The sequence below is a fragment of the Paracoccus onchidii genome, from assembly GCF_028294535.1.
Lineage (GTDB): Bacteria > Pseudomonadota > Alphaproteobacteria > Rhodobacterales > Rhodobacteraceae > Paracoccus > Paracoccus onchidii.
In genome coordinates this window covers 149,799-172,584 of sequence record NZ_JAQBIE010000009.1, presented here as the reverse complement: position 1 = coordinate 172,584, position 22,786 = coordinate 149,799, and the positions used below count along the sequence as shown (strand labels likewise).

Annotated in this window: 24 protein-coding genes; 10 read left to right on the top strand and 14 right to left on the bottom strand. The window is 60.5% G+C overall.

Going from position 1 to position 22,786, the window contains the following annotated elements:
- Positions 1–3: 3 nt before the first annotated feature.
- Entirely contained in the window at positions 4–1,470 is a 1,467-nt protein-coding gene (locus tag PAF17_RS08790; RefSeq protein ID WP_271888721.1) for a hypothetical protein, read from the bottom strand.
- 253 nt (positions 1,471–1,723) lie between these two features.
- Here PAF17_RS08790 and PAF17_RS08785 point away from each other — a divergent pair, with 253 nt between their 5' ends.
- Positions 1,724–3,319, top strand: coding sequence for a peptide chain release factor 3 (locus PAF17_RS08785; RefSeq protein WP_271888750.1), 1,596 nt, complete (start codon positions 1,724–1,726; stop codon positions 3,317–3,319).
- Between the two features lie 50 nt (positions 3,320–3,369).
- Here the strand turns inward: PAF17_RS08785 and PAF17_RS08780 are convergent, their stop codons facing one another.
- A complete protein-coding gene (locus tag PAF17_RS08780) occupies positions 3,370–3,792 on the bottom strand; it encodes an OsmC family protein (RefSeq protein WP_271888720.1) in 423 nt (140 codons plus the stop codon).
- A 72-nt stretch (positions 3,793–3,864) separates the two neighbouring features.
- Positions 3,865–5,016, bottom strand: coding sequence for a deoxyguanosinetriphosphate triphosphohydrolase (locus PAF17_RS08775; protein ID WP_271888749.1), 1,152 nt, complete (start codon positions 5,014–5,016; stop codon positions 3,865–3,867).
- Positions 5,017–5,097: 81 nt separating this feature from the next.
- On the opposite strand from PAF17_RS08775, the gene erpA reads away from it, so the two are divergent.
- The 5 genes from erpA to PAF17_RS08750 all read left to right on the top strand — a co-directional run bounded on the left by erpA (position 5,098) and on the right by PAF17_RS08750 (position 8,610).
- Positions 5,098–5,421 (top strand): iron-sulfur cluster insertion protein ErpA, encoded by a 324-nt coding sequence (erpA, locus tag PAF17_RS08770; protein WP_271888719.1) that lies wholly within the window; start codon positions 5,098–5,100, stop codon positions 5,419–5,421.
- A gap of 98 nt (positions 5,422–5,519) precedes the next feature.
- Positions 5,520–6,662, top strand: coding sequence for an acyltransferase family protein (locus PAF17_RS08765; protein ID WP_271888718.1), 1,143 nt, complete (start codon positions 5,520–5,522; stop codon positions 6,660–6,662).
- A complete protein-coding gene (xth, locus tag PAF17_RS08760) occupies positions 6,659–7,444 on the top strand; it encodes an exodeoxyribonuclease III (protein WP_271888717.1) in 786 nt (261 codons plus the stop codon). The genes PAF17_RS08765 and xth overlap by 4 nt, the downstream gene beginning before the upstream one ends.
- Before the next feature lie 85 nt (positions 7,445–7,529).
- Entirely contained in the window at positions 7,530–7,862 is a 333-nt protein-coding gene (locus PAF17_RS08755; RefSeq protein WP_271888716.1) for a hypothetical protein, read from the top strand.
- 61 nt (positions 7,863–7,923) lie between these two features.
- A complete protein-coding gene (locus PAF17_RS08750) occupies positions 7,924–8,610 on the top strand; it encodes a L,D-transpeptidase (RefSeq protein WP_271888715.1) in 687 nt (228 codons plus the stop codon).
- 30 nt (positions 8,611–8,640) lie between these two features.
- Here the strand turns inward: PAF17_RS08750 and PAF17_RS08745 are convergent, their stop codons facing one another.
- The 4 genes from PAF17_RS08745 to PAF17_RS08730 form a co-directional block, all read right to left on the bottom strand.
- The gene (locus tag PAF17_RS08745) at positions 8,641–9,528 is read right to left on the bottom strand and encodes a cation diffusion facilitator family transporter (RefSeq protein WP_271888714.1); all 888 of its coding nucleotides are present in this window, start codon (positions 9,526–9,528) and stop codon (positions 8,641–8,643) included.
- Positions 9,529–9,627: 99 nt separating this feature from the next.
- The gene (locus PAF17_RS08740) at positions 9,628–9,963 is read right to left on the bottom strand and encodes a hypothetical protein (protein ID WP_271888713.1); all 336 of its coding nucleotides are present in this window, start codon (positions 9,961–9,963) and stop codon (positions 9,628–9,630) included.
- Positions 9,964–10,092: a hypothetical protein gene (locus PAF17_RS08735; RefSeq protein WP_271888712.1), complete on the bottom strand. Its 129-nt coding sequence runs from the start codon at positions 10,090–10,092 to the stop codon at positions 9,964–9,966.
- A complete protein-coding gene (locus PAF17_RS08730) occupies positions 10,089–11,948 on the bottom strand; it encodes an extracellular solute-binding protein (RefSeq protein ID WP_271888711.1) in 1,860 nt (619 codons plus the stop codon). The genes PAF17_RS08735 and PAF17_RS08730 overlap by 4 nt, the downstream gene beginning before the upstream one ends.
- Positions 11,949–12,295: 347 nt before the next feature.
- Here PAF17_RS08730 and PAF17_RS08725 point away from each other — a divergent pair, with 347 nt between their 5' ends.
- Entirely contained in the window at positions 12,296–13,078 is a 783-nt protein-coding gene (locus tag PAF17_RS08725) for a 3-hydroxybutyrate dehydrogenase (protein ID WP_271888710.1), read from the top strand.
- A 47-nt stretch (positions 13,079–13,125) separates the two neighbouring features.
- Here PAF17_RS08725 and PAF17_RS08720 read toward each other — a convergent pair whose 3' ends face one another.
- On the bottom strand, positions 13,126–14,328 hold the full coding sequence (locus PAF17_RS08720) for a pyridoxal phosphate-dependent aminotransferase (protein WP_271888709.1): 1,203 nt from the start codon (positions 14,326–14,328) through the stop codon (positions 13,126–13,128).
- A 74-nt stretch (positions 14,329–14,402) separates the two neighbouring features.
- Here PAF17_RS08720 and PAF17_RS08715 point away from each other — a divergent pair, with 74 nt between their 5' ends.
- The 3 genes from PAF17_RS08715 (at position 14,403) to PAF17_RS08705 (ending at position 15,681) form a co-directional block, all read left to right on the top strand.
- A complete protein-coding gene (locus tag PAF17_RS08715) occupies positions 14,403–14,756 on the top strand; it encodes a helix-turn-helix domain-containing protein (RefSeq protein WP_271888708.1) in 354 nt (117 codons plus the stop codon).
- A gap of 40 nt (positions 14,757–14,796) precedes the next feature.
- On the top strand, positions 14,797–15,048 hold the full coding sequence (locus PAF17_RS08710) for a succinate dehydrogenase assembly factor 2 (RefSeq protein ID WP_271888748.1): 252 nt from the start codon (positions 14,797–14,799) through the stop codon (positions 15,046–15,048).
- A 120-nt stretch (positions 15,049–15,168) separates the two neighbouring features.
- Positions 15,169–15,681, top strand: a complete 513-nt coding sequence (locus PAF17_RS08705; RefSeq protein WP_408636392.1) for a MarR family winged helix-turn-helix transcriptional regulator — start codon at positions 15,169–15,171, stop codon at positions 15,679–15,681.
- Positions 15,682–15,742: 61 nt separating this feature from the next.
- Here the strand turns inward: PAF17_RS08705 and PAF17_RS08700 are convergent, their stop codons facing one another.
- From PAF17_RS08700 to PAF17_RS08675, 6 genes are all read right to left on the bottom strand, one after another.
- On the bottom strand, positions 15,743–16,171 hold the full coding sequence (locus tag PAF17_RS08700; RefSeq protein ID WP_271888707.1) for a VOC family protein: 429 nt from the start codon (positions 16,169–16,171) through the stop codon (positions 15,743–15,745).
- A gap of 115 nt (positions 16,172–16,286) precedes the next feature.
- A complete protein-coding gene (locus PAF17_RS08695) occupies positions 16,287–17,291 on the bottom strand; it encodes a DUF2927 domain-containing protein (protein WP_271888706.1) in 1,005 nt (334 codons plus the stop codon).
- Positions 17,288–18,466, bottom strand: a complete 1,179-nt coding sequence (locus PAF17_RS08690; RefSeq protein WP_271888705.1) for a toxic anion resistance protein — start codon at positions 18,464–18,466, stop codon at positions 17,288–17,290. The genes PAF17_RS08695 and PAF17_RS08690 overlap by 4 nt, the downstream gene beginning before the upstream one ends.
- A gap of 143 nt (positions 18,467–18,609) precedes the next feature.
- Positions 18,610–20,796, bottom strand: a complete 2,187-nt coding sequence (locus tag PAF17_RS08685; RefSeq protein ID WP_271888704.1) for a 3-hydroxyacyl-CoA dehydrogenase NAD-binding domain-containing protein — start codon at positions 20,794–20,796, stop codon at positions 18,610–18,612.
- Between the two features lie 11 nt (positions 20,797–20,807).
- Complete coding sequence (locus tag PAF17_RS08680) at positions 20,808–22,019, bottom strand: acetyl-CoA C-acetyltransferase (protein WP_271888703.1); 1,212 nt, start codon at positions 22,017–22,019, stop codon at positions 20,808–20,810.
- Positions 22,016–22,657 carry a glutathione S-transferase family protein gene (locus tag PAF17_RS08675; protein ID WP_271888702.1) on the bottom strand — a complete coding sequence of 214 codons (642 nt, stop codon included), beginning with the start codon at positions 22,655–22,657 and terminating at the stop codon, positions 22,016–22,018. The genes PAF17_RS08680 and PAF17_RS08675 overlap by 4 nt, the downstream gene beginning before the upstream one ends.
- Positions 22,658–22,786 lie beyond the last annotated feature (129 nt).

Below are 22,786 nucleotides of genomic sequence, written 5' to 3'. Positions count from 1 at the left end.
CGTTTAGGCCGCCGCAGAAAGCGGCGCTTCTGATTCGAAGATCTGGACCAGACGGTTCAGACGTTCCAGCTGGTCGATGGCGTCATGCAGATGCGGCCCGTCATCTTGCTCCATCAGGACAAGCGCCTGCCAGGCATGGCGCAATCCTTCTGCCTTCAACGCGGCGTCTGGAATGGTTGTGGCAAGCTTCGCATGGCTAAGGCACATGCGGTCAAAATCATCATCACCCACCGTTGATCGGGTTGGGCATTGGGCGGGTTGCCTATCGTCCTGTGCCAGCATCACGGGCGCGCCGCGCAACCAGCGCAGAATGGCCGCATCTTCGCCGGCTTCCAGATCCGCAGGCCAATGCCGGTGCAGTTGCAGCGTGTCACGCGCATTGCGCGCCGCAAAGACATCGCCGAATAATTGGGTCGCAATTGACAGGATCTGGGTTCGGTTCGGGGCAAGCCCTTTCAGACCCAAGCGTGAAAACCAGTTCTCGCCGGTGGCGCGTGTCAGCCCGCAGGCCAGTTTCAGGCGCAGGCCGGTATTTGCTTTTGCTGCCCATTCCTTGCCCAGAGGGGCGATTGCCGCCGCGTAGCTGTTCCGGCTGGTCGTGAAGGGACGGATCGTGGAATGATCGGGGCGGGGGCCACGCCATTTCTGCCAGGCGGTGAAATTCAACACCGCCAGCGCCATCAGCGTTGGCCAGGTTCCGGTCGCCAGATCCTGATCCTGTGTGGAATAGCCTGAACTGCGCGGGAACGAGCCATCGGGGCGCTGATGCGAAATTATGTCGGCAATCAGATCGGATATATCGTGGTCCGGATCAATAAGACGCAGGCAATAGGCGATTTGGCACATCGAGGTCAGCCGACCGTTGCGCATTGCCCATTCGCCGCTTGCAACCAGCTTGGTAAATACGTTGCCGTAAACTCGCGGATTGCTGAATTTCGGTCGCGTGGCGCCGAATTGATAAAGCTGCATGACCTGAAACGCAAAGCTGTCGATCTTGGCGTCTGTCAGGGTTTCATTCGGGATCGGATGGCAAAGATCGGCTTCGATCGTCGCCAGCAGGGCGCCATCCGCAGTCGCCCCCGCAGCGAGCCGGTCAACCGGGGACGCCCCGCTGCCTGCGGCAATCGCATGGACCGCCAATTGCCAGATCGGGTCGTCGCCCGCAACGATACGCCCCCCCAGCACGCAGCTGACGGTGGCGCGATCCGTGTCCCCGGAAAGATAGCGGTTTGCTGCCCGTTGCACCAATTGCGAGGTCAGGCGGCGTGAGACAATATCCTCAAGGGGTGATACATGCCCGCGCAGCCCGGACAGAACCGGTGCAATGCGCGACATCAGCGCAAGCTGTGCCACGGACGGGTGGTCGTCTGGCACCGGATCAGGCAAGGCAAGGACCTGTTGGCGTAGCCATTCCAGCCCACGGGTGGCCAGCAGGCGCATCAATTGTTCATAAGAGGCGTCAAATGGCATCGATACTCGTTCATTTCGGACTTGGAATTTGAAACGCGGGCTCGGTCTTGGCAATTTTCCGCTGCTGATATTCTACAGTTAGATAATCGTCCGTTTGCCAAAAAAATCAACTCCAAGCGGTGGAAAACCGGATCAAATTGTAATTTAGTCGTGAGATTTCAATATATGTGCAGACTTAATCATCGCAAATATACCTCATCATGAACCTTCCTGGGCAATTGCGCAATCGTTGCTGTCACGCTACATCGCCAGCATGAGCAACCGCCCCGAACTTCCGCCCGAAATCGCCCGCCGCCGCACCTTTGCGATCATCTCGCATCCCGATGCCGGCAAGACGACCCTGACCGAAAAGTTTCTGCTTTACGGTGGTGCCATCCAGATGGCCGGTCAGGTCCGTGCCAAGGGCGAGGCGCGGCGCACGCGGTCGGACTTCATGAAGATGGAACAGGATCGCGGGATTTCGGTGTCGGCCTCGGCCATGTCGTTCGACTATGACGGGCACCGCTTCAATCTGGTCGACACACCCGGTCACAGCGATTTTTCTGAAGATACCTATCGCACCCTGACCGCAGTGGACGCGGCGATCATGGTCATCGATGGGGCAAAGGGTGTCGAATCCCAGACCCGCAAGCTGTTCGAAGTGTGTCGCTTGCGTGATCTGCCGATCCTGACCTTCTGTAACAAGATGGACCGCGAAAGCCGCGATACATTCGAGATCATCGACGAGATTCAGGAAAATCTGGCCATTGACGTGGCGCCTGTCAGCTGGCCGATCGGCGTCGGACGGGATTTCGTGGGCTGCTATGACATGCTGAACGACCGGCTGGATCTGATGGATCGGGCCGATCGCAACAAGGTGGCCCAATCCATCGCGATCGAAGGGTTGGACGATCCCCGGCTGGCGGAGAATGTCCCTGAACACCTGTTGGAGACGCTGCGCGAAGAGGTTGAAATGGCACGAGAGCTGCTGCCATCCTTTGACCGGCAGTCCTTCCTTGAAGGGCATCTGACACCGATCTGGTTCGGCAGCGCCATCAACAGCTTTGGCGTGCGCGAATTGATGAATGGCATTCGCAACTATGGTCCCGCGCCGCAGCCCCAGAACTCTGCCAGCCGCGAGATTGCGCCCGAGGAAAAGCCCGTGACAGGCTTTGTCTTCAAGGTGCAGGCCAATATGGACCCCAAGCACCGCGACCGGGTTGCATTCATGCGGCTGGCCAGCGGGCATTTCTCGCGCGGGATGAAACTGACCCATGTGCGTTCAAAGAAACCGATGGCGGTCAGCAATCCTGTCCTGTTCCTCGCGGCCGATCGTGAACTGGCCGAAGAGGCTTGGGCCGGGGACATCATCGGTATTCCCAATCATGGCCAGCTGCGAATCGGCGATGCCCTGACCGAAGGCGAGGCGCTGCGTTTCACCGGCATTCCGTCCTTTGCGCCGGAGTTGCTGCAATCGGTCCGTGCAACCGATCCGATGAAGGCCAAGCATCTGGAAAAGGCATTGATGCAATTCGCCGAAGAAGGCGCGGCAAAGGTTTTCAAACCTGTTATCGGCTCTGGCTTTATCGTCGGTGTGGTCGGCGCATTGCAGTTCGAGGTTCTGGCCAGCCGGATCCAGCTGGAATACGGCATCCCCGTTCGATTCGAGGGATCGCAGTTCACCAGCGCCCGGTGGGTGACCGGCCCCAAGGACGATGTCGAATCCTTCGCGGCCACCAACAAGGGGCACATGGCGCAGGATCATGATGGTGATCTGGTCTATTTGACGCGATTGCAGTGGGATATCGACCGTATCGAGCGTGATCATCCCAGTCTGAAGCTGTCGGCGACCAAGGAAATGATGATCTAAGCGGATCTGGTCATGGCCAGGCCTGCATCTGCAAGCCTGGCCTGCCGGACCTAGGCGACACTGACATCAAGCGTGACTTCTGCGTTCAACAGCTTCGAAATCGGGCAACCAGCCTTGGCCTGTTTCGCGATTGCACGGATCTTGTCCTCATCGGCATCGGCCTTGATATGCGTCGTCAGATGCGCTGTTTTGACGGCAAAACCTTCGCCGTCCTGATCCAATGTAATCGCTGAACGTGTGTCGATGGTGACATTTTGAATGCCGTCCTGTTCTAGCATCATGGCCAGCGCCATCGAGAAACAGGACGCATGGGCCGCTCCGACCAGTTCCTCCGGGTTTGTGCCGGCCTTGTCTTCGAAACGGGTGTTGAACCCATAGGGCAGGTCGCGCAAAGCGCCCGATGCCGTCGCGACGGTGCCATTGCCGTCCTTCAATCCGCCTTTCCATTTTGCCATGCCTGTGCGCGTAATCATGTGATCCTCCTGTAGTCGTTCAGGGGACCAACGCAGCGGATGGCCAAAGGTTCGCCTGCCGCGCCTGCGATCCTAGCGCGGAAACAGGCGCTGGTCTTCCGAGATGGCGTAGCGATCGGTCATGCCCGCGACGTAATCCAGCACGACCCGCGCGCGCTGGATGTCATCCGTGGCGAGTTCGGCGGCCGCGCGCCATCCTTCCGGCAATTGCGCGGGGTCATTCAGGAACAAGGGGAACATCCGGTTCACGATATTCGTCACGCGCACCCGCTCATCCACCACTGACGGCGCGCGATACATGCGGGTGAACAGGAACGACTTGATGGCCTTGATGTTTTGATAGAGCGGCTTGGAAAAGCGAATGATCGGGCCCTCCATATCCCTGATTTCCTGAACCGATGTCGGTTGCAGCGCGGCCAGACGGTTTTGTGCGACATGGATGACATCTTCGACCATCACCCCGAACACGCGGCGCAACGCCTCGTGCCGGCGGCGCATCCTGTTCAGGCCGGGATGCAGCTTGTCGACCTCGGCGAATGCGGCGCCGATGACCGGCAATTCGGAAAGCTCGTCCTCGGTGAACAGATCGGCCCGCAGCCCGTCATGCAGGTCATGGTGGTTATAGGCCACGTCATCCGCGACTGCCGCCACCTGCGCCTCGGCGCTGGCATTGGTATGCAGTTCCAGATCCCAATCGGCATTCACCTCGGCCAGGGCATAGGGCAGGTCGCCGGTGACCGGTCCATTATGCTTGGCGATACCTTCCAGTGCTTCCCATGTCAGGTTCAGGCCGTCGAAATCGGCATAATGGCGTTCCAGCCGCGTCACGATCCGCAAGGCCTGTGCATTGTGATCAAAGCCGCCATAGGGGGCCATCAGTTCGGCCAGCGCGTCTTCGCCGGTATGGCCGAAGGGCGGATGCCCCAGATCATGGGCCAGGGCGACCGTTTCCGCCAGATCGGTGTTCAGCCCCAGGGCCCCCGCGATCGTGCGCGCGACCTGCGCGACCTCGATCGTGTGGGTCAGGCGGGTTCTGAAATAGTCACCGCGATAGGCATCGCCATCATGTTCGACAAAAACCTGTGTCTTGTGCTTCAGGCGGCGGAAGGCCGAGGAATGGATGATCCGGTCCCGGTCGCGTTGCCAGGGTGATCTGAACGTGGACATGCGTTCGGACCAAAGACGGCCGCGGCTGTCTTCGGGGTGGCAGGCATAGGGCGCGATGGACACGATGCAGGGCCTTCCTTGCGAGTGATGCTTGCGAACCCTATATTCTGCGGTAACGGACGAAAACGGGAACGCCCCATGAACCTGCCACCGAAAGTGACCGAGCGCGCCTTTCAGCGCCTTGCCGAAATCAATGACGACGCCAACATCCGCCCCTTGCGGGTTGCCGTGGCGGGCGGAGGTTGTTCCGGGTTCCAGTACGAGATCCGTCTGGACGATGCCGCCGAGGATGATCTGATTCTGGAGCAGGATGGCCAGAAGGTCGTCGTTGATCCGGTTTCGTTGCCCTATCTGGCTGGCGCAGTCATCGATTTCACCGATGAATTGATTGGCGCACGCTTTGTGATCGACAATCCGAATGCCTCGTCAAGCTGCGGTTGCGGGACGTCGTTTTCGATCTGACGGCCGAAAATCCACGCGCCGAAAGCAAGCGCTATCGCGAAGCCGGAAAAATTGCGCTATCCTCGTCACGATAGTTAGTGATTTTCTGGTTTTGTTTGATGAGACGCGTTGTGACGCCCTATGCCGGGCTTGGCTCTGGCCCATTTCCGCCCCCGCTATCTGGCGATTTACCGGTTTTGACAGCCATCCGCTTTTTCGCGGCTTTCTGGGTTTTCGCCTTCCATTTCTGGAGCTGGATTGGCTTGCCGGATTCGGGCATCTGGCGCGTCGCGGGATCGGGTGCGCGTGGCGTTGACCTGTTCTTCGTGCTGTCGGGATTCGTGATCTATCACGTGTACGGGCGGGGCAGGGCTGCGAGCAATTTCGACTTTCCGACATTCATGTGGCGCCGGTTCGCGCGGGTCTATCCGCTGCATTTCGTGCTGCTGGTCGTCTGGCTGGTCTTTCTTATCGGACTTGCGCAGGCGGGAATAACCTTGGAACGCGAGCTGACCTTTCGCGATGTGATCGCGTCGGTATTTCTGGTCCAGTCCTGGCATATAACCGATGGCTTGTTGTTGAACGGGGTGTCTTGGTCGGTATCGGCCGAGATGACGGCCTATCTGTTGTTCGGATTGCTGATTTCGGTGGCTGGCGGCCGGTTGCGTTGGGGGTTCTGGCTTGTGGCGCTGATCTTGACTGCCATTCTCGGGCATGTGGTTGCGCGCGCCGAAGGGTATACGGGCTTCATGCATCCGACATGGGATTTCGGGGCGCTGCGCATCCTGCCCAGTTTTGCCTTGGGCGTTCTGGCGCGGCTTGCGGCGGATCGGGTCGGGATCAGGGGGGCGGTCGCGATCGGCGTGCTTTCGGTTGCTGGCTTGTCGGTCGTGATGCAGGATGCGGATGCCGGATATGCCTTGCTGCCATTGTTCGCGGGACTCATTCTGGCTGCTGCCCGCCTGTCGGGGCCGCTTGGGCGTATGCCCGGAATGGGTGTTCTGGTTTATCTGGGCGAGATTTCCTATTCGACCTATATGGTCCATACGCTGATATTGCTGATCTATTCACAAGCGGGACCGCGGGTTTTCGGTTTTTATGACCTGATTCCGCTGTCATGGCATGCGGTGATCGTGTTCGTGATCATTCTGGCAGCTTCCTCCCTCAGCTATCATCTGATTGAAAAGCCGGCGCGGAACTGGTTGAACCGGTCGTGGAGCCGGCGCGAGGTCGCGAAGGGCGTGAGCAAGGGGACGACATGAAGATTGCCAGCTTCAACATCAATGGAATCAAGGCCCGGATCGAGGCGCTGACAAGCTGGTTGGCCGGTGCCGATGTCGATGTCGTGGTGCTGCAGGAAATCAAATCCGTGGATGAAGGTTTCCCTAGGGATCATTTTTCCGATCTTGGCTGGAATGTCGAAACCCATGGGCAAAAGGGTTTCAACGGCGTCGCCATCTTGTCGCGCCTGCCGCTCGAGGATGTGTCGCGCGGCCTGCCCGGCGATGACAGCGACGAACAGGCCCGCTATATCGAGGCGACGGTCATGGGGGATCAGGCCGTCCGGCTTGCAGGACTGTATCTGCCCAATGGAAACCCCGTGCCCGGCCCGAAATATGATTACAAACTGGCGTGGATGGAGCGTCTGCGCAAACGTGCCGCCGAATTGCTGGACCTTGAAATGCCGGTGGTCATGCTGGGGGATTATAACGTCATCCCCGAGGCGCGTGATGCGGCAAAACCGGAAAAATGGGTCGATGATGCCCTGTTCCTGCCTCAAAGCCGCGCTGCGCTGCGCGCAATTCAGTGGCAGGGCTGGACGGATGCCATACGTATCCGGGAACCGTGGGCGCAGCGTGGGCCGTTCACCTTCTGGGATTATCAGGCGGGGGCGTGGAACCGGGATGACGGCATTCGCATCGACCATCTGCTGTTGTCGCCACAGGCAGCGGACCTGATGGTGGAAACCGGGGTTGATCGGGACGCGCGGGCCGGCGACAAGCCAAGCGACCATGTGCCTGTCTGGGTTCGGCTTGCGGCCTGACCGGGCGCGCTGACGGCCTCGTGAAAGGGTGTGATGGGGGCGATGATCGACCCCGGCGCCATTTTTTGAGACAAGCTGGGGTATGATGTTTTTGCGCACCCTTCTGTTATGGGCCGTTCTGGTCCTTGCCCTGCCCTGGGGTGCCTATGCGGGCGGGCATGGCCGGTTTGCGGCGCCGTCGCCCTCGGTGACGCAGCATGAAGTGTCAGAGCAGGTCGTGACGCCCAAACTGTTCGGCGTGCGGCGTTGTCACGGCACGGCTGTGGCGGGATCGAGCTGCCCGTTTGACAGTGTTCTGTTGCCATCGGTTCCATTGTCATTGGCGGGGCCATCCGGGGTGCGAATCTGGCCTGCGAAAACACCGCCTCGCAAGGGCATTACCCCGCTTGCGATGCTTGACCCGCCCAAGCAGGTCTGACAATCGCTGCCGCGTCATTCACGCGGCCAATCCCTTGTCAGACCATTCAGGAATATCACAGATGAACAGACGCATTTTTCTGACCGCGGCCTCTGCCGCCGCGCTGGCCGCATGCGCCAAATCCGAACCCAAGCCGCAGCCCTTGCCCGGGCGTGCGATTCCGCTGTTGCCTGCCCGCTATGGGGCTATCAATGACGAACCTTATCCCGTGCCGGCCGTTCCCGAGGGCGTGGTGCCGCCAGAGTTGTTGCGCCAAGAGGTTACGAATCCGTTTCCCAATCAGGCGCCGGGCACGGTGGTGGTCGATCCCGACCGGGCATTGTTGCACCTGATCCAGGAAGAGGGGCGTGCCTTGCGTTACGGCGTCGGCGTCGGCGCGGCGGGGTTTGGTTGGGATGGCGATGCGGTCATGCAATACAAACGGGAATGGCCGCGCTGGACGCCTCCGGATGAAATGGTGGCGCGGCGTCCCGATCTGGAACCCTATTCCATTGCCAATGGCGGGATGGATCCTGGACCGGGCAACCCGCTTGGCGCGCGCGCCTTGTATCTGTTCCAGAATGGTCAGGACACATTGTATCGCATTCACGGCGCTTGCGAGCCGCAGTATCTGGGTCAGGCGGTGTCGTCGGGATGTATCCGCCTGTTGGATCAGGACGCGATCGACCTGTATGAACGCGTGCAATCAGGTGCCAAGGTCGTGGTCCTGAAATCACTGTGGAAAGATGGCGCGCGCGGTCTGTTCTGATCACGCGGCGGGGCGCGCGTCAGGCGCGCCCTATATCACCATCACGCCGGTATGCTTGGCCTTGTGATCCGGCTCGACATGGATCGTGATCTCGGCTTCGGGCAAAAGTTCAAGCAGTGACGTCTCGATCCGGTCGCAGATCTCATGCGCGGCATCGACCGAGATGCCACCATCCACGACCAGATGAAAGTCGATGAAAGTGACTTTTCCGGCATGGCGGGTGCGCAGGTCATGGGCCTCGATCGCGCCAGAGGCCCGATCGGAGATGATCTGGCGAATTTGCGACAGGATGTCGTCTGGAACGGCCTCGTCCATCAGCCCGCTTAGCGAACTGGCGATGACCTTCCAGCCCGACCACAGGATATGCAGTCCGATGATCGCGGCCAGCAGCGGATCCAGTATCGCCCAGCCGGTCAGCCCGGCAAGGCCGACCCCGACAAGAACCCCGGCCGATGACACCACATCGGTCAGCAGATGGCGCCCGTCGGCCAGCAGAGCGGGTGAGGACAGCGCCCGCCCGCGTGAAATCAGCACCCAGCACCAGACGCCGTTGATCGCCCCCGCCAATGCATTGATGGCAAGGCCCGTTAGTGGCGCATCCAGCGCCGGCGGCGACATGAACCCCCGAAACGCTTCGCGCATGATCAAAAGCGCGGCGAGGATGATCATCACGCCTTCCAGGACTGCGCTGAAAAATTCTGCCTTGTGATGGCCATAGGGATGGCCCGCATCTGCGGGGCGCGCCGCCACGCGAATGGCAATCAGCACGGCGATTGCAGTGGCGACATTCACCGTGCTTTCCAAGGCATCCGACAACAATGCCACGGAATCGGTCAGCCGCCAGGCAACAAGCTTGAGCGCCAGAACGATCAGGCCGATCAGGATGCTGCCGACCGCAAGTTTTATCGTGCTGTTCATCTGTTGTCCCGGCCACCGCCGCCATCGGGGGCGACGGGGCGGATGTGTCAGATCATGCCGCGATACTCAAGCCGCCGGACAGGCGGGTTGTCCGGTGTTCTAGTCGTCATCGTTCTCGGGGCTATCGTCACCGAAACGCGCATCGTCGTCATACTCATCCTCGCCTTCGTTCACGTATTTCGAACTTAGCGCGATAGAGTGATTGTCATGCGTCGGATCCATGACGACATCCGATGGTATCTCGCCGGTCAGCCAATCACGCAGTTCGTCGCGGATTTCGGACGATTCCTGCCCGGTCACCTCGGCCAGATAGGCGATGAATGCCCGTTGATCGCCGTCGATTTCATCCAGATCCGATTCATCGGCTTCGGGCCATTTTTCCTGGATGGCCTCGTAAAAGGCCGACCAGTTTTCCTGAACGTGATGCCATTTCATCTAGTAACCTCCGGGAAGCCCCTGCTGGGCCCATCGTGCCGAGCCGGTGATATCCTCACCCACCCCTGCCACTGTATTGCATCCCGCGAGAAACGCACAGGCCAGCATGATCGTTGCGACTGCTCTCATTTTTTTGCCTCCTGCCACCAGACCTCGGGCATGAACCCGGGCCAGTCACCATAAAGCGGTGTGTTATCAGGATATTTCAGCCACGTCGAATGGGCCAGCCGCGAAACCGGCGAGAAACTGACCGGAATGACATAGCGTCCGGCCATGAGCACCCGATCCAGGGCACGCACCGCGGCGTTGAAATCCTGAGGAGAGCGGGCTTCCAGCATCTTGGCGATCATGTCTTCGGCCACGGGGTCCTTCATGCCCATCCAGTTGCGGCTGCCGGGCAGGGTCACGCCATCCCCGCCCCAATACAGCAATTGTTCGTTCCCCGGAGACAGCGACAAGGCGCGTTCATACCAGGTCATGCCGAAATCGTAATTGTTGGTGCGTTGCACGAATTGGGCGGAATCAAGCACTGTAACCCGTGGGGTGATGCCCAAATTCTTGAGGGATTCTAGATAGATATCCACGATCTGCTGGGTTTCGGATGCGCTGCGCATGGCAGATCCGGACTGGTTCAACAGGATCTCGAAATCAAAGCCCTGCCCGTCGCTGTTCTTCAGGGCACCGTCTTGTACTGTCCATCCGGCCTGTTCCAGAAGCTTCAGCGCACGGCGCAAACCCTGGCGATCAAAGGGGCGATCATTTCCGTCGGGCAGGGAATAACCTTCCATTGCGCCGGGCAGCAGCTTTCTGGCATGTGGTTCAAGCAATTCGCGAACGTCGCCCTCGGCAGGGCCGGAATGCATCGCCAAGGTCGAATTCGAGAAATACGAGGTGATGCGCGGGTCCAGCCCTCCGTTCAGGGTTTTGTTTATGAACTGGAAATTGAATGCCTCGATCATCGCCTGACGCACCCGCCAATCGCGAAAGATCGGGTTGCGTGTGTTCATGACCAGTCCCATGATTCCGGAAGGGCGCTGGTTGGGGATTTCGGATTTCACGACCTCTCCCTGGGTCAGCAAGGGAAAGTCATATTCACTGTCCCATTTCTGTGCCGAGAGTTCGCGCCAGAAATTTACCTCGCCGGCCTTGAACGCCTCGAACATGGCATTCGCGTCGCCAAAGTAATCATAGCGGATCTCGTCGAAATTGTTCAGCCCGCGATTGATCGGCAGATCCTTGCCCCAGTAATCAGGATCGCGCTTGAAGGTGATCGTTCGCCCTGGATCGACCTGATCGACCAGATAGGGGCCGGATCCGATGGGGGGTGTCAGGCCCGATTGCGCAAAGTCCTGCCCTTCCCATTGGGCTTTCTTGAGGATCGGGCGCATGCCCATCAGCATCGCCAGTTCGCGATCCTGTTCCTTGAAGGTGAAACGGACACTGCGTTCGCCGGTCTGTTCCATTCGAGAAACCTTGGACCAGGCGCCCAGATAACGGGGATGCCCAACGGTGCCCAATGTCTTGTAGGACCACATGACGTCTTCGATCGTGACCGGCGAGCCGTCGGAAAACCGAGCTTCCGGGCGCAGCGTGAATTCCACCCAGCTGCGGTCCGGGGCGGTTTCGACCGATTCCGCCAGCAGGCCATACAGGGTGAACGGTTCGTCGATGGACCGCATCATCAGCGATTCGACGACATGCACGCCGACACCCCAAGCCGAATTTCCTTTGAGAACCCAAGGTTTCAGCGAATCGAATCCCCCTGGCTCGGCCAGGCGAATCGTTCCGCCTTTCGGGGCTTCGGGGTTGGCATAGGGCAGGTTGGAAAACCCTGCGGGAAGGGCAGGTTCTCCATACATTGCAATGCCATGCGCGGGTTCTGCAAGGCTTGCCAGAGGCATTGCTGCAACACTGCCAAACAGGGGCAGCGCGACGGCAAACGCGCATCTGGTCGCGTATTTGTTAAGGATTTTGAAGATTCGCATCGCCGCTCGCCTCGTCTTTTCTTGTTTGACCACGATTTCAACAGGCTCGCCTGTCAGGCGTCAATGGCAGCAGGAACTTCATTGTTGGACTCGGACGGGGAGTCGCGTATAAATAACTTACTGCTCGATAGGTTTCTTGCCTGTATGAAACCTGCCTCATAACTTGCGCCCGCCTTGTGCGGGCGCTTTTTTTTATCCAATCCGATCAAGCTTTCGCTATTGGCACGTATTTCCTGCGATGCCGGAAAGGATTTGCCGCAACGCAGAAAATTGACCTGATTGCGGCTGGATATTGTTTCTTGCTCGGTTACTCTGTGCGCGATTGAGAACGTGAATTGGGGGTTCCAATGTTCGAAAAGTTTCTGGCGGGAAAAACGGCGGTTGTGACCGGTTCGAATTCCGGCATCGGTCTGGGTGTTGCGCATCAACTGGCCCGTGCCGGCGCCGATATCGTGTTGAACAGCTTTACCGACCGCGACGAAGATCATGCTCTTGCCCAAAGCATGGCCGATCAACATGGCGTCAAGGCGCGCTATATCAAGGCCGACATGTCCAAGGGCGATGAATGCCGCGCGTTGATCGAAACCGCCGGTGCCTGCGATATTCTGGTGAACAATGCGGGCATTCAGTTTGTTGCTCCGATCCCCGATTTTCCGACCGAAAAATGGGACGCTATCATTGCCATCAACATGTCATCGGCGTTTCACACGACGGCGGCGGCCTTGCCATTGATGCGCAAGGCCGGGTGGGGGCGCATCGTGAATGTCGCCTCGGCGCATGGTTTGACGGCCAGCCCGTTCAAATCGGCCTATGTGACCGCCAAGCATGGCGTTGTCGGGCTGACCAAGGTGACCGCACTTGAGACCGCGCAGGAAAAGATCACCTGTAACGCCATCTGCCCCGGATATGTCCTGACCCCGCTGGTCGAGGCGCAGATTCCCGACACGATGAAGGAATATGACATGACCCGCGACGAGGTGATCAAGAAGGTCATGCTTGAACGTCAGCCGTCCAAGGAATTTGCGACGGTCGAAGAAATCGGGGATACGGCGGCATTCCTGTGCAGCCCCGCGGCCGCCCAGATTACCGGCACCACGATCAGCGTCGATGGTGGCTGGACTGCGTTGTAGCGCCCCCGGTCATCCGGGTGAAATCAGGGGGCGTTGCGCCCCCTTTTTCAATTGCAGCCCTGACAGAATGTCTTGATTCGCGCGACGGCCTGGGTCAGTTGCGCATCGCTGGTTGCGTATGACACCCGGAAATGCGGACTGAGGCCGAAGGCGGCGCCGAAAACCACCGCGACGCCGGTTTCATCCAAAAGCGCGTTGGCAAAGGCTTCGTCGCTGTCGATCAATGTCCCGCTGGCTGATGTCTTGCCGATCATGTCGCGAATGGACGGATAGACATAGAATGCCCCTTGGGGCGTCGGGCATTCGATGCCGGGGCAGTCATTCAGCCCGGCAACCACCAGGTCGCGCCGACGCTGGAATGCGGCGCGGCTGTCACGGATGTAATCCTGCGGGCCGTTCAGCGCGGCTTCTGCAGCGTATTGGCCGATGGAACTGGGGTTCGAGGTTGATTGCGATTGCAGCTTGCCCATTGCGCGGATCAGCATTTCCGGCCCCGCGCCATAGCCGATGCGCCATCCGGTCATCGCATAGGCCTTACTGACGCCGTTCATGGTCAGGACACGATCTATCAGGCGCGCTTCGACCTGCGCGGGCGTGACAAAGCGGAAACCATCGAACACCAGATGTTCATATATGTCATCCGCCAGAATCCAGACCTGAGGGTGGCGCAACAGAACATCTGTCAATGCCCGCATCTGGTCATGACTGTATCCTGCACCTGACGGGTTCGAGGGCGAGTTCAGTATGATCCATTTCGTACGCGGGGTGATCGCGGCTTCCAGGGCCTCGGGGGTCAGGCGGAATCCGGCTTCTATGCCGCATTCGACAATCACCGGACGCCCGCCTGCCAGCAGAACCATATCAGGATAGCTGACCCAGTAAGGCGCGGGTATGACAACCTCGTCCCCGTCGTCCAGCGTTGCCATCAGGGCGTTGAACAGGATCTGCTTGCCCCCGGTGCCGACGGTGATCTGCGAAGGCGCGTAATCGAGACCGTTTTCACGCTCGAACTTCCGGCTGATGGCCTGTTTCAGGGATGGGGTGCCATCGACCGGGGTGTATCTGGTGTGGCCGGCATCGATGGCCTGCTTGGCGGCGTCTCGAATATGCTCGGGCGTGTCGAAATCGGGCTCGCCGGCGGACAGGCCGATGATGTCGCGGCCTTCCTGACGCAACTGGCCCGCACGGGTCGTCATGGCAATCGTGGGCGAGGGCTTGATCCGCTGCAGGCGGTCGGCAAGAAAGCTCATGATGGCCTCGTTGGTTTGAACTGTGCACCCGCTTGGCTTACGCTGAAGGTGACCAGACGACAAGCGAGGGTGCGATGGATCAGGAAGACTATGGCGAGGGACAGGCGACCTTGGGCGACCGGCTGACCGCGGCGCGTGAAGGTGCCGCCCTCGAATTGGGCGATCTTGCCGACCGTCTTGGCGTGCGGGTCGAGACCCTCGAAGGATGGGAGGCCGACCAGGCCGAACCTCGCGCCGCGTTCCTTGGCCGGCTTTCGGGGATGCTGGGGGTGTCGCTTGTCTGGCTGATGACGGGCGATGGCGAGGGGCCGCAGGATGGCGATGGCCTGCGCCAGATGCTAAGGGCCGAGTTGCGCGATCTTCGGCGAACGCTGGAAGAGGGCGCACAGCGTATCGATAGATTGGAGCGAATGCTTGGAGAAGACTGACGCCGTCGAAACACCGGACATCCGGCTGCGCCGCCTGACAATGCGCAGCTGGCGCCGCGGGATGAAGGAAATGGACCTGATTCTGGGGCGATTTGCCGATGAATGTCTGGCCCGGCTGCCCGAAAGCCGACTGGCAAGCTATGAACGCATGCTGTCGGAAAACGATCAGGACCTGTATCTTTGGGTGACGCGCCGTGTCACCGGATCAACCGATCCAGATCGCGGACCGCAAGAGCTTGCCGAAATTCTGGACCAGATCGCAGCGCACGCGGCGCAGCGGCGTCAGGCCTAGATCTGCCGGTCCGGTAAAGATCGCACACCATAGATAGCATTAACCGAAGATTCGTTCTTTTGTGACAATCATGGCGGTATCCAAGTTCTTACAGGAACCCAAGCCGCCATGCTGAGTCACATGCAACAATATCAACAAGGTCATCACCAAGCTTCGGCCCTGGACGAAGTAAGTGACAAGACAGAAGCCTATTTCGAGACCCTGCAACTGCTTGAGCGTATGCATCGATTGATGCTGGATCTGGTCAAGGATGAATTCGAACGCCTGCAACGGCACGAACTGACGCCCGTTCAGGCGCTGATCATCTACAATCTGGGCGAATCCGAAGTGACGGCCGGTGAATTGCGCTCTCGTGGAATGTATCAGGGTTCGAATGTCAGCTATAATCTGAAGAAACTGGTTGCGATGGGATATATCCACCACGAACGCTGCGATCTTGACCGGCGTTCGGTGCGCGTGCGTCTGACGGACTCCGGGCAAGAGGTTCGCCAGATGGTGCAGGATCTATTCCTGCGACATGCGGAAGGGCTGGCCATGTCAGGGATTCTGGATGATCCGCCCCTGGATCAGGTCAATATGCAAAGCAAACGAATCGAGCGTTTCTGGACCGAACAGATCAGATATATTTACTGATCTGTTCGGTCCATCGCCGGGCACTGTGGGCACGGGCGATGGGATGCCGATCCCGGACTGATTACCAATGGCCGGTGTTTTCCATGCTGGCCCAGGGTTCTTGCGGGGGCAGGTGGTCGCCTTCTTGCAAGAGTTCGATCGAAATATTGTCCGGGCTGCGTACAAAGGCCATGTGACCATCACGTGGCGGGCGGTTGATCGTTACGCCCGCGTCCTGAAGTTTCTGGCACAGTTCGTAGATATTCCCGACGCGATAGGCCAGGTGACCGAAATGCCGGCTATCCGACGGCAGGCCCTCGTCGCCATCCCAGTTATAGGTCAACTCGACGGGACATTCCTCTTGTCCCGGTGCGGCCATGAAAACCAGCGTGAACCGTCCCTTGTCGTTTTCCATACGTCGGGTTTCTTCCAGCCCGAGCAATTGGAAGAAGCGGATAGTCTCGTCCAGATTCTTCACGCGAACCATGGTGTGCAGATAGCGAATGTTCATATCGACCTCTTGTGCCATTGCGGGGCGGCATGCGCGGCCCGGTGTTGCTGCCGGACCATGGCATAGCCTTGTGCCCATGACAAACCGCGATGTCCGCATGCGGGTTCCGATGAAATCAGTTCACCAGCTCAGCGGCGATCCTGCGCACGATCGGGGTGGCTTCATCTGCCCGCATCCCCGGTTTCAGTCGGGGATCATAGAGTATCTGCAACAGCAGTTCATCATGCCGGGTCAGCAGCGCGAATTCCTCGTCGTCATTGAAGATCGACGGGCGTGCGTTGGGGCTGTCATTGGCCAGACCCATGCCCTGCGCCAACTCTTCGTGGATGCAGGAACTGCGCAACAAGGACGGCAATTCGGTGCGCAGGACTGCAATGGCCCGCACATAAACGGGAGAGCTGCCCCGCGAATAGGCAAAGACGGTACAGAGATTGTCCCGGTCCAGCTGGCCAAGCGTCGTGACATCCTGGGCGGGCAGATCCGGTGCTATGCCAGCCAGTTCCTCGGCGATGTTGCGCCGCTCGGCTTCGCTGAGGACAAGAATATGGAAATTGCCACCACGCTCCGTCAGGCTGACGGGATGCCCCGATGCTTGTTGCAGGCGCGTGGCAAATGCGGCGGTCTCGCCGCGATGCGCGCGCTGCGAGGCCTGATCCGCTGAATCGCCGAAATGCAATTGCAGGCGCACCGGACTTTGCCAGCGGCGCAGTGGCGCCGACGGCGAATCCGCGATCAGGCGCTCACCGCTGCGGCTGTATTCGTCATGCAAGGCGATTGCGATGAAATCCCGGGTCAGGCTGTCGGCATCAATGGGCGCATCCAGGGGCACGCGGTCCCGGCGCAGACGCCCATGGGACAGCAAACGCGCCTCCAGCCCCTGATAATAGCTGCGCAACTCTTCGTCGGGGCCGCTTTCGGCGGCCCGCGCGGCGTCATTCGCGGCGCGGTTGCGTTCTGCGCGTGCCTTGCGGATCTCGGCCTGACTGGGGGCATCGGTTTCCGCATCTGGCAGGCTGGGGCGAGGCAAAGGGGGCACCGGCGCAATGGCCGGCTGCGAGGCGCAGGCCGACAGCAGCAACAGGCACAGGCCCGCTGGACGAACTGCGGCCCGCAAGCTCATGATTGCGCGGCCTTGCTCGTCGCGGTAGCACCGGCCGAGGCCGCGCCCAATGCGTTGCGCAGCTCGCCCTCCATACGGGTCAGGTCCTCTTCTGCTGCGGCGCGGCGCGCGCGACCTTCATCGGCAATACGCAGGCTGTCCTCGATCGTGGCGATCAGTTCGGCATTGGCGGTGCGGATCGATTCGATGTCAAACACGCCGCGTTCGGTCTCGGTGCGGATCTGGGCGTTGGCCTGACGCAGATTTTCGGCGTTGCGAGTCAACAGGTCATTGGTGAGATCGCTTGCCTCGCGCACAGCTGTGGCTGCCTCGGCGCTGCGCTGGATCGTGACCGCTTGCGCAAGCTGGGTTTCCCAAAGTGGCACGGTGTTGACCAGCGTTGAATTGATCTTGGTGACCAGAGACTTGTCGTTTTCCTGCACCAGTCGGATCGAGGGCAGGGATTGCATCGTGACCTGCCGGGTCAGCTTCAGGTCATGGACGCGACGTTCCAGATCGTCGCGCGCCGAACGCAGGTCGCGCAGTTCCTGCGCCTCCATCACCTGTTCGGATTGCGGTTGGGCGTCGACCCGGGCCACAAGGGCAGGAATGTCCTGGCTGTCCAGTTGCTTCAGCTTGGCTTCGCCTGCGGAAATATACAGCGCCAGTTCGTCATAAAAGCCAAGGGTGCGGTCATAAAGAAGGTCCAGCGCCTTGATGTCCTTGAGCAAGCGTTGCTCGTGCCCCTCGAGATCCGAGGTCACGCGATCAAGCTGGGTCTGAACCTCTTCATAATTGGCGACAAATTTCGCGAAGGGGGCGGATTTTCCGATCAGCCTTTCCCACCAGCTGCGCTTGCGCCGTATATCCAGTTCTGAGGTGGAAAAGCCACGGATTGTCGTCACGATCTCGCGCAGGCTTTCACCAGCGGGGCCGATATCCTTGTTTTTGACATCCGCCAGCATGCCTTGGCTGATTTCCTGCAATTCCGCCTGCGCCCGCGTTCCGAACCGGACGATAGAACCGGTATCGGACATATCCAGTTCATCCATGCGGCGACGGATCTCGTCGCTGGTGGCCGCGTCGGCGGCCTCTAGGGGGACGGGGTCCTGTCCGGGTTCGGGCAGAACCACCGAAGTCACGTCCTCAATGTCCTTTTGTGCGGCCTCGGCGCGGCGGCGGGTGTCTTCGGTCATTCAGGCTATCCTTTTGTCGATTGCGACTTCGGCATCTATCTGCACCGCAGCATATGCCGATTCGCGCGACGTTCAACGGGCATGGGGGGCGAATTATTCGCCCCCCATGCAGACCTGCAACGACATGTCAGACGGCAGCTCGTCTAGGCCGCCTGCGCCTTGCTGCCAAAGCGGCCATAGAAGTGTTCGCCCTTCTCGGCCATCTCGCGCAGCAGCGCCGGGGCGTTGAAGCGGGCGCCGTAGCGTTCGGTCAGACCGTCGCAGATTTCCACCGCGCGAGCGGCGCCCAGCATGTCCAGCCAGCCGAAGGGACCGCCCGACCAGGGCGCGAAGCCCCAGCCCAGAATCGCGCCGACATCGCCTTCGCGGATATCCTCCAGCACGCCCGATTCCAGCGCGCGCACGGCCTCAAGCGTCTGGGCGAACATCAGGCGGTGCTGCACCTCGGTCAGTTCCGGCTGATCGCCGGATTGCGGATAGCGGGCGTCCAGTTCCCCCCACAGGCCCTGGCGCTTGCCCTTCTCGTCATAGTCGTAGAAGCCCGCATTCGCCTTGCGGCCCATGCGGCCCGCATCGGCCATGGCAAAGATCACCTCGTCGACGGCACCGTCGGGATAGGCGTCGCCCATTGCCGCGCGGGTGGCCTTGGCGATCTTGACGCCCAGATCGATGCTGGTCTCATCGACCAGCTGCAGCGGCCCAAGGGGCATCCCCATCATCTTGGCGGCATTTTCGATCAGGGTCGGGTTCACACCCTCGCCGACCATGCGGATGCCTTCGTTGATATAGGGGATGATGCAACGGTTGGCATAGAAGAACCGTTCATCATTGACCACGATGGGCGTCTTGCGGATCTGGCGGACGAAATCCAGCGCCTTGGCGACGGCGCGGGGGCCGGTTTCGCGGCCCTTGATGATCTCGACCAGCAGCATCTTGTCCACCGGGCTGAAGAAGTGGATGCCGATGAACTGTTCCGGACGGCTGCTGGCGCGGGCCAGGTCGCTGATCGGCAGGGTCGAGGTGTTGGTCGCGAAGATCGCGTCCTCGGGGATCACGGCCTCGGCCTTCTTCGTGACCTCGGCCTTGACGGACGGGTCCTCAAAAACGGCCTCGACGATCAGGTCGCAGCCCTTCAGCGCGTCGTAATCGGTCGTGGCGGTGATGCGGCCCAGAACTTCGGCCTTCTTCTCCTCGGTCGATTTCTTGCGGCTGATGGCCTTGTCCAGCAGCCCTTCGGAATAGGCCTTGCCCTTGTCGGCGCTGGCCTGCGCCGCGTCGATCAGCACGACCTCGATGCCGGCTATCGCGCTGACATAGGCGATGCCCGCGCCCATCATGCCCGCGCCCAGGATGCCGACCTTGCGGACGGTCTGATCGGGCGCCTCGGGGCGGTTCGCGCCTTTTTCCAGGGCTTCCTTGTTGATGAACAGGCTGCGGATCATCGCGCTGCTCGATGGGTTCATCAGCACGTTGGTGAACCAGCGGGCCTCGATCTTGAGCGCCTGGTCGAAGGGCACCATCGCGCCTTCATAGACCGCCGACAGCAGCGCCTTGGCCGCCGGATAGACGCCCATCGTCTTGCCATGCACCATCGCGGATGCACCGACGAAGGTCATGAAGCCCGCAGGATGGAAGGGCTCGCCCCCCGGCATCTTGTAGCCCTTGGCGTCCCAGGGCTTCACGATATCGGAGTCGGACGCGGCCAGCACCCATGTGCGCGCGTCGGCCAGCGGATCCTCGGACACCTCGTCGATCAGGCCGGCGGCCTTGGCCTTTTTCGGGTCCGACAGCTTGCCTTCCAGCAGGAAGGGAGCCGCGGCCATCGCGCCCAGCTTGCGGGCAAGGCGGGTGGTGCCGCCCGCGCCGGGGAAGATGCCGACCATGATTTCCGGCAGGCCGATCTTGGCCTTGGCATTGTCGGCGGCAAAGATGCGATGCGTGGCCAGCGGCAGTTCGAGGCCGATGCCAAGCGCGGTCCCGGGCAGGGCGGCGGCGATGGGCTTGCCGCCCTTCTTGGTCTTGCGGTCCATGCCCGCCAGTTCAATCTTGCGCAGCAGGTGGTGCAGGCCCATCACGCCGTCGAAGACGCCCTGCGCGCCGCCGGCCTCTCGCATCCCGGCGATGACGTTCAGATCCATCCCGGCGGCGAAATCCTTCTTGCCGCTGGTGATGACGATGCCCTTGACCGCATCGTCGGCCAACGCGTCGTCGATCAGGTCGCCAAGGGTATTGGCACCCTCCATCGACAGCACGTTCATGGATTTGCCCTGAACGTCCCAGGTGATGATCGCGGCGCCGTCGGCACCCTTCTCCATCGTGAAATCGGTCATGGTCTGATCCCTCACACGCGTTCGATGATGGTGGCCGCGCCCATGCCGGACGCGATGCACAGGGTCGCCAGACCCACGTTCTTGTCCTGACGCTCCAGCTCGTCCAGCAGGGTGCCGATGATGATCGCGCCCGTGGCGCCAAGGGGGTGACCCATGGCAATCGCGCCGCCATTGACGTTCACCCTGGCCGGATCGACCTGGAAGGCCTGCATGAAGCGCAGGACGACCGAGGCAAAGGCCTCGTTCACCTCGAACAGGTCGATATCGCCGATGGACATGCCGCTGTCCTTCAGGATCTTCTCGGTCACGGGGACGGGGCCGGTCAGCATGATCGTGGGATCGGTGCCGATCTTGGCGGTCGCGCGGATGCGGGCGCGGGGCTTCAGGCCGTGGGCCTTGCCGAATTCCTCGTTCCCGATCAGCACGGCGGCGGCGCCGTCCACGATGCCGCTGCTGTTGCCCGCATGGTGGATGTGGTCGATGGCGGACAGATGCGGGTATTTCAGCATCGCCACCTTGTCGAAGCCGGGCATCATCTCGCCCATCTCCTTGAAGGCGGGCTTCAGCTTGGCCAGGTCGTCGATCGTGGTGCCGGGGCGCATGTATTCGTCGCGATCAAGGATCGTCAGACCGTTCTGGTCGATGACCGGAACGATGGACTTGTCGAAGCGGCCTTCCTGCCATGCCTGTGCGGCGCGGCGCTGGCTTTCCAGCGCCAGGGCGTCGGCTTGGTCGCGGTCAAAGCCGTATTCGGTCGCGATGATGTCGGCGCTGATGCCCTGCGGCACGAAATAGGACTTCATCGCAAGGCTGGGATCGACCGCGATGGCCGCCCCGTCGCTGCCCATGGCGACGCGGCCCATCATCTCGACCCCGCCGGCGATATAGGCGCTGCCTGCGCCGCCCTTGATCTGGTTGGCGGCCAGGTTCACGGCCTCCATCCCCGATGCGCAGAAGCGGTTGATCGAAAGGCCCGGGATACGCTCGTCCAGATCGGATGCCAAAACCGCGCTGCGCGCAAGGCAGCCGCCCTGTTCCTTGACCTGGGTGACATTGCCCCAGATCACGTCCTCGACCGCGTGACCTTCCAGATTGTTGCGTTCCTTGACCGCGTTCAGCAGGCGCGCGGACAGCGCCAGCGACGTGACCTCGTGCAGGCTGCCATCGGGGCGGCCCTTGCCGCGCGGCGTGCGGGCGGCGTCATAGATGAATGCGTCGGTCATATGTCCTCCTCGGTCGCCCGGTCGGATGGATTGCCGGGCATCAGATCATAGGGGTGTTTCCAGCCGGGCAGATCGGCAATGCCGTCCAGCCAGCGGTCGATGTTCTTCCATTCGGCGCGCTCGAAGCCGAAGGGTTCGGGGTAATAGAGGTAACCGCACAGCGCGAAATCGGCGATGGTCGGTCCACCCGGGGCCACCCAGTCGCGATCCGCCAGATGCGCGTCCAGCACCTTCAGCGCCGCCAACATGCGGCCCTGAAGGAATTCGGCGGCGCCTGCGGGGCGCTTGTTCTGCGGCAGGAAGTTCAGCAGAAACCGGGCTGGTCCGGCTTGTGCCGAGACCTTGTGATTGTCGAACATCAACCAGCGCAACGTTTCGTTGCGGTCGGTGCCCCAGAACTTGCCGTGCAGATCGGCGAGATGCATCTGGATCACCGCAGATTGGGTCAAGGTCAGGTTGTCCTCGACAAAGACTGGTATCTCTCCCATCTCGTTCAGCGATTGGAATTCGGAAGCGCGGGTTTCACCGTTAAAGAAATCGACATAGACGGGCTGCCAGTCATGGCGCGTCATCGCTAGGGTCAATGCGGCCTTGTAAGCGTTGCCTGACTCTCCAAAACACCATAGTTTTGCTGTCATGTTTCCTCCATTCGTATCGGGGGCTGCTCGCTTCCGGACCCCTAGGGGTATTTGGGCGAAGAAGAAGCTCGGTTAACCTTTCCTCAATCTTGCCGTGTCACGATTGTTGGGCGGTACAGGCTGGGGAGC

What these genes read in the sequence shown, in the direction of transcription:
- PAF17_RS08790 (WP_271888721.1), bottom strand. Translation starts at nt 1,470, where the DNA reads ATGCCATTTGACGCCTCTTATGAACAATTGATGCGCCTGCTGGCCACC.
- PAF17_RS08785 (WP_271888750.1), top strand. Translation starts at nt 1,724, where the DNA reads ATGAGCAACCGCCCCGAACTTCCGCCCGAAATCGCCCGCCGCCGCACC.
- PAF17_RS08780 (WP_271888720.1), bottom strand. Translation starts at nt 3,792, where the DNA reads ATGATTACGCGCACAGGCATGGCAAAATGGAAAGGCGGATTGAAGGAC.
- erpA (WP_271888719.1), top strand. Translation starts at nt 5,098, where the DNA reads ATGAACCTGCCACCGAAAGTGACCGAGCGCGCCTTTCAGCGCCTTGCC.
- PAF17_RS08765 (WP_271888718.1), top strand. Translation starts at nt 5,520, where the DNA reads ATGAGACGCGTTGTGACGCCCTATGCCGGGCTTGGCTCTGGCCCATTT.
- xth (WP_271888717.1), top strand. Translation starts at nt 6,659, where the DNA reads ATGAAGATTGCCAGCTTCAACATCAATGGAATCAAGGCCCGGATCGAG.
- PAF17_RS08755 (WP_271888716.1), top strand. Translation starts at nt 7,530, where the DNA reads ATGTTTTTGCGCACCCTTCTGTTATGGGCCGTTCTGGTCCTTGCCCTG.
- PAF17_RS08750 (WP_271888715.1), top strand. Translation starts at nt 7,924, where the DNA reads ATGAACAGACGCATTTTTCTGACCGCGGCCTCTGCCGCCGCGCTGGCC.
- PAF17_RS08745 (WP_271888714.1), bottom strand. Translation starts at nt 9,528, where the DNA reads ATGAACAGCACGATAAAACTTGCGGTCGGCAGCATCCTGATCGGCCTG.
- PAF17_RS08740 (WP_271888713.1), bottom strand. Translation starts at nt 9,963, where the DNA reads ATGAAATGGCATCACGTTCAGGAAAACTGGTCGGCCTTTTACGAGGCC.
- PAF17_RS08735 (WP_271888712.1), bottom strand. Translation starts at nt 10,092, where the DNA reads ATGAGAGCAGTCGCAACGATCATGCTGGCCTGTGCGTTTCTCGCGGGA.
- PAF17_RS08730 (WP_271888711.1), bottom strand. Translation starts at nt 11,948, where the DNA reads ATGCGAATCTTCAAAATCCTTAACAAATACGCGACCAGATGCGCGTTT.
- PAF17_RS08725 (WP_271888710.1), top strand. Translation starts at nt 12,296, where the DNA reads ATGTTCGAAAAGTTTCTGGCGGGAAAAACGGCGGTTGTGACCGGTTCG.
- PAF17_RS08720 (WP_271888709.1), bottom strand. Translation starts at nt 14,328, where the DNA reads ATGAGCTTTCTTGCCGACCGCCTGCAGCGGATCAAGCCCTCGCCCACG.
- PAF17_RS08715 (WP_271888708.1), top strand. Translation starts at nt 14,403, where the DNA reads ATGGATCAGGAAGACTATGGCGAGGGACAGGCGACCTTGGGCGACCGG.
- PAF17_RS08710 (WP_271888748.1), top strand. Translation starts at nt 14,797, where the DNA reads ATGCGCAGCTGGCGCCGCGGGATGAAGGAAATGGACCTGATTCTGGGG.
- PAF17_RS08705 (WP_408636392.1), top strand. Translation starts at nt 15,169, where the DNA reads ATGCAACAATATCAACAAGGTCATCACCAAGCTTCGGCCCTGGACGAA.
- PAF17_RS08700 (WP_271888707.1), bottom strand. Translation starts at nt 16,171, where the DNA reads ATGAACATTCGCTATCTGCACACCATGGTTCGCGTGAAGAATCTGGAC.
- PAF17_RS08695 (WP_271888706.1), bottom strand. Translation starts at nt 17,291, where the DNA reads ATGAGCTTGCGGGCCGCAGTTCGTCCAGCGGGCCTGTGCCTGTTGCTG.
- PAF17_RS08690 (WP_271888705.1), bottom strand. Translation starts at nt 18,466, where the DNA reads ATGACCGAAGACACCCGCCGCCGCGCCGAGGCCGCACAAAAGGACATT.
- PAF17_RS08685 (WP_271888704.1), bottom strand. Translation starts at nt 20,796, where the DNA reads ATGACCGATTTCACGATGGAGAAGGGTGCCGACGGCGCCGCGATCATC.
- PAF17_RS08680 (WP_271888703.1), bottom strand. Translation starts at nt 22,019, where the DNA reads ATGACCGACGCATTCATCTATGACGCCGCCCGCACGCCGCGCGGCAAG.
- PAF17_RS08675 (WP_271888702.1), bottom strand. Translation starts at nt 22,657, where the DNA reads ATGACAGCAAAACTATGGTGTTTTGGAGAGTCAGGCAACGCTTACAAG.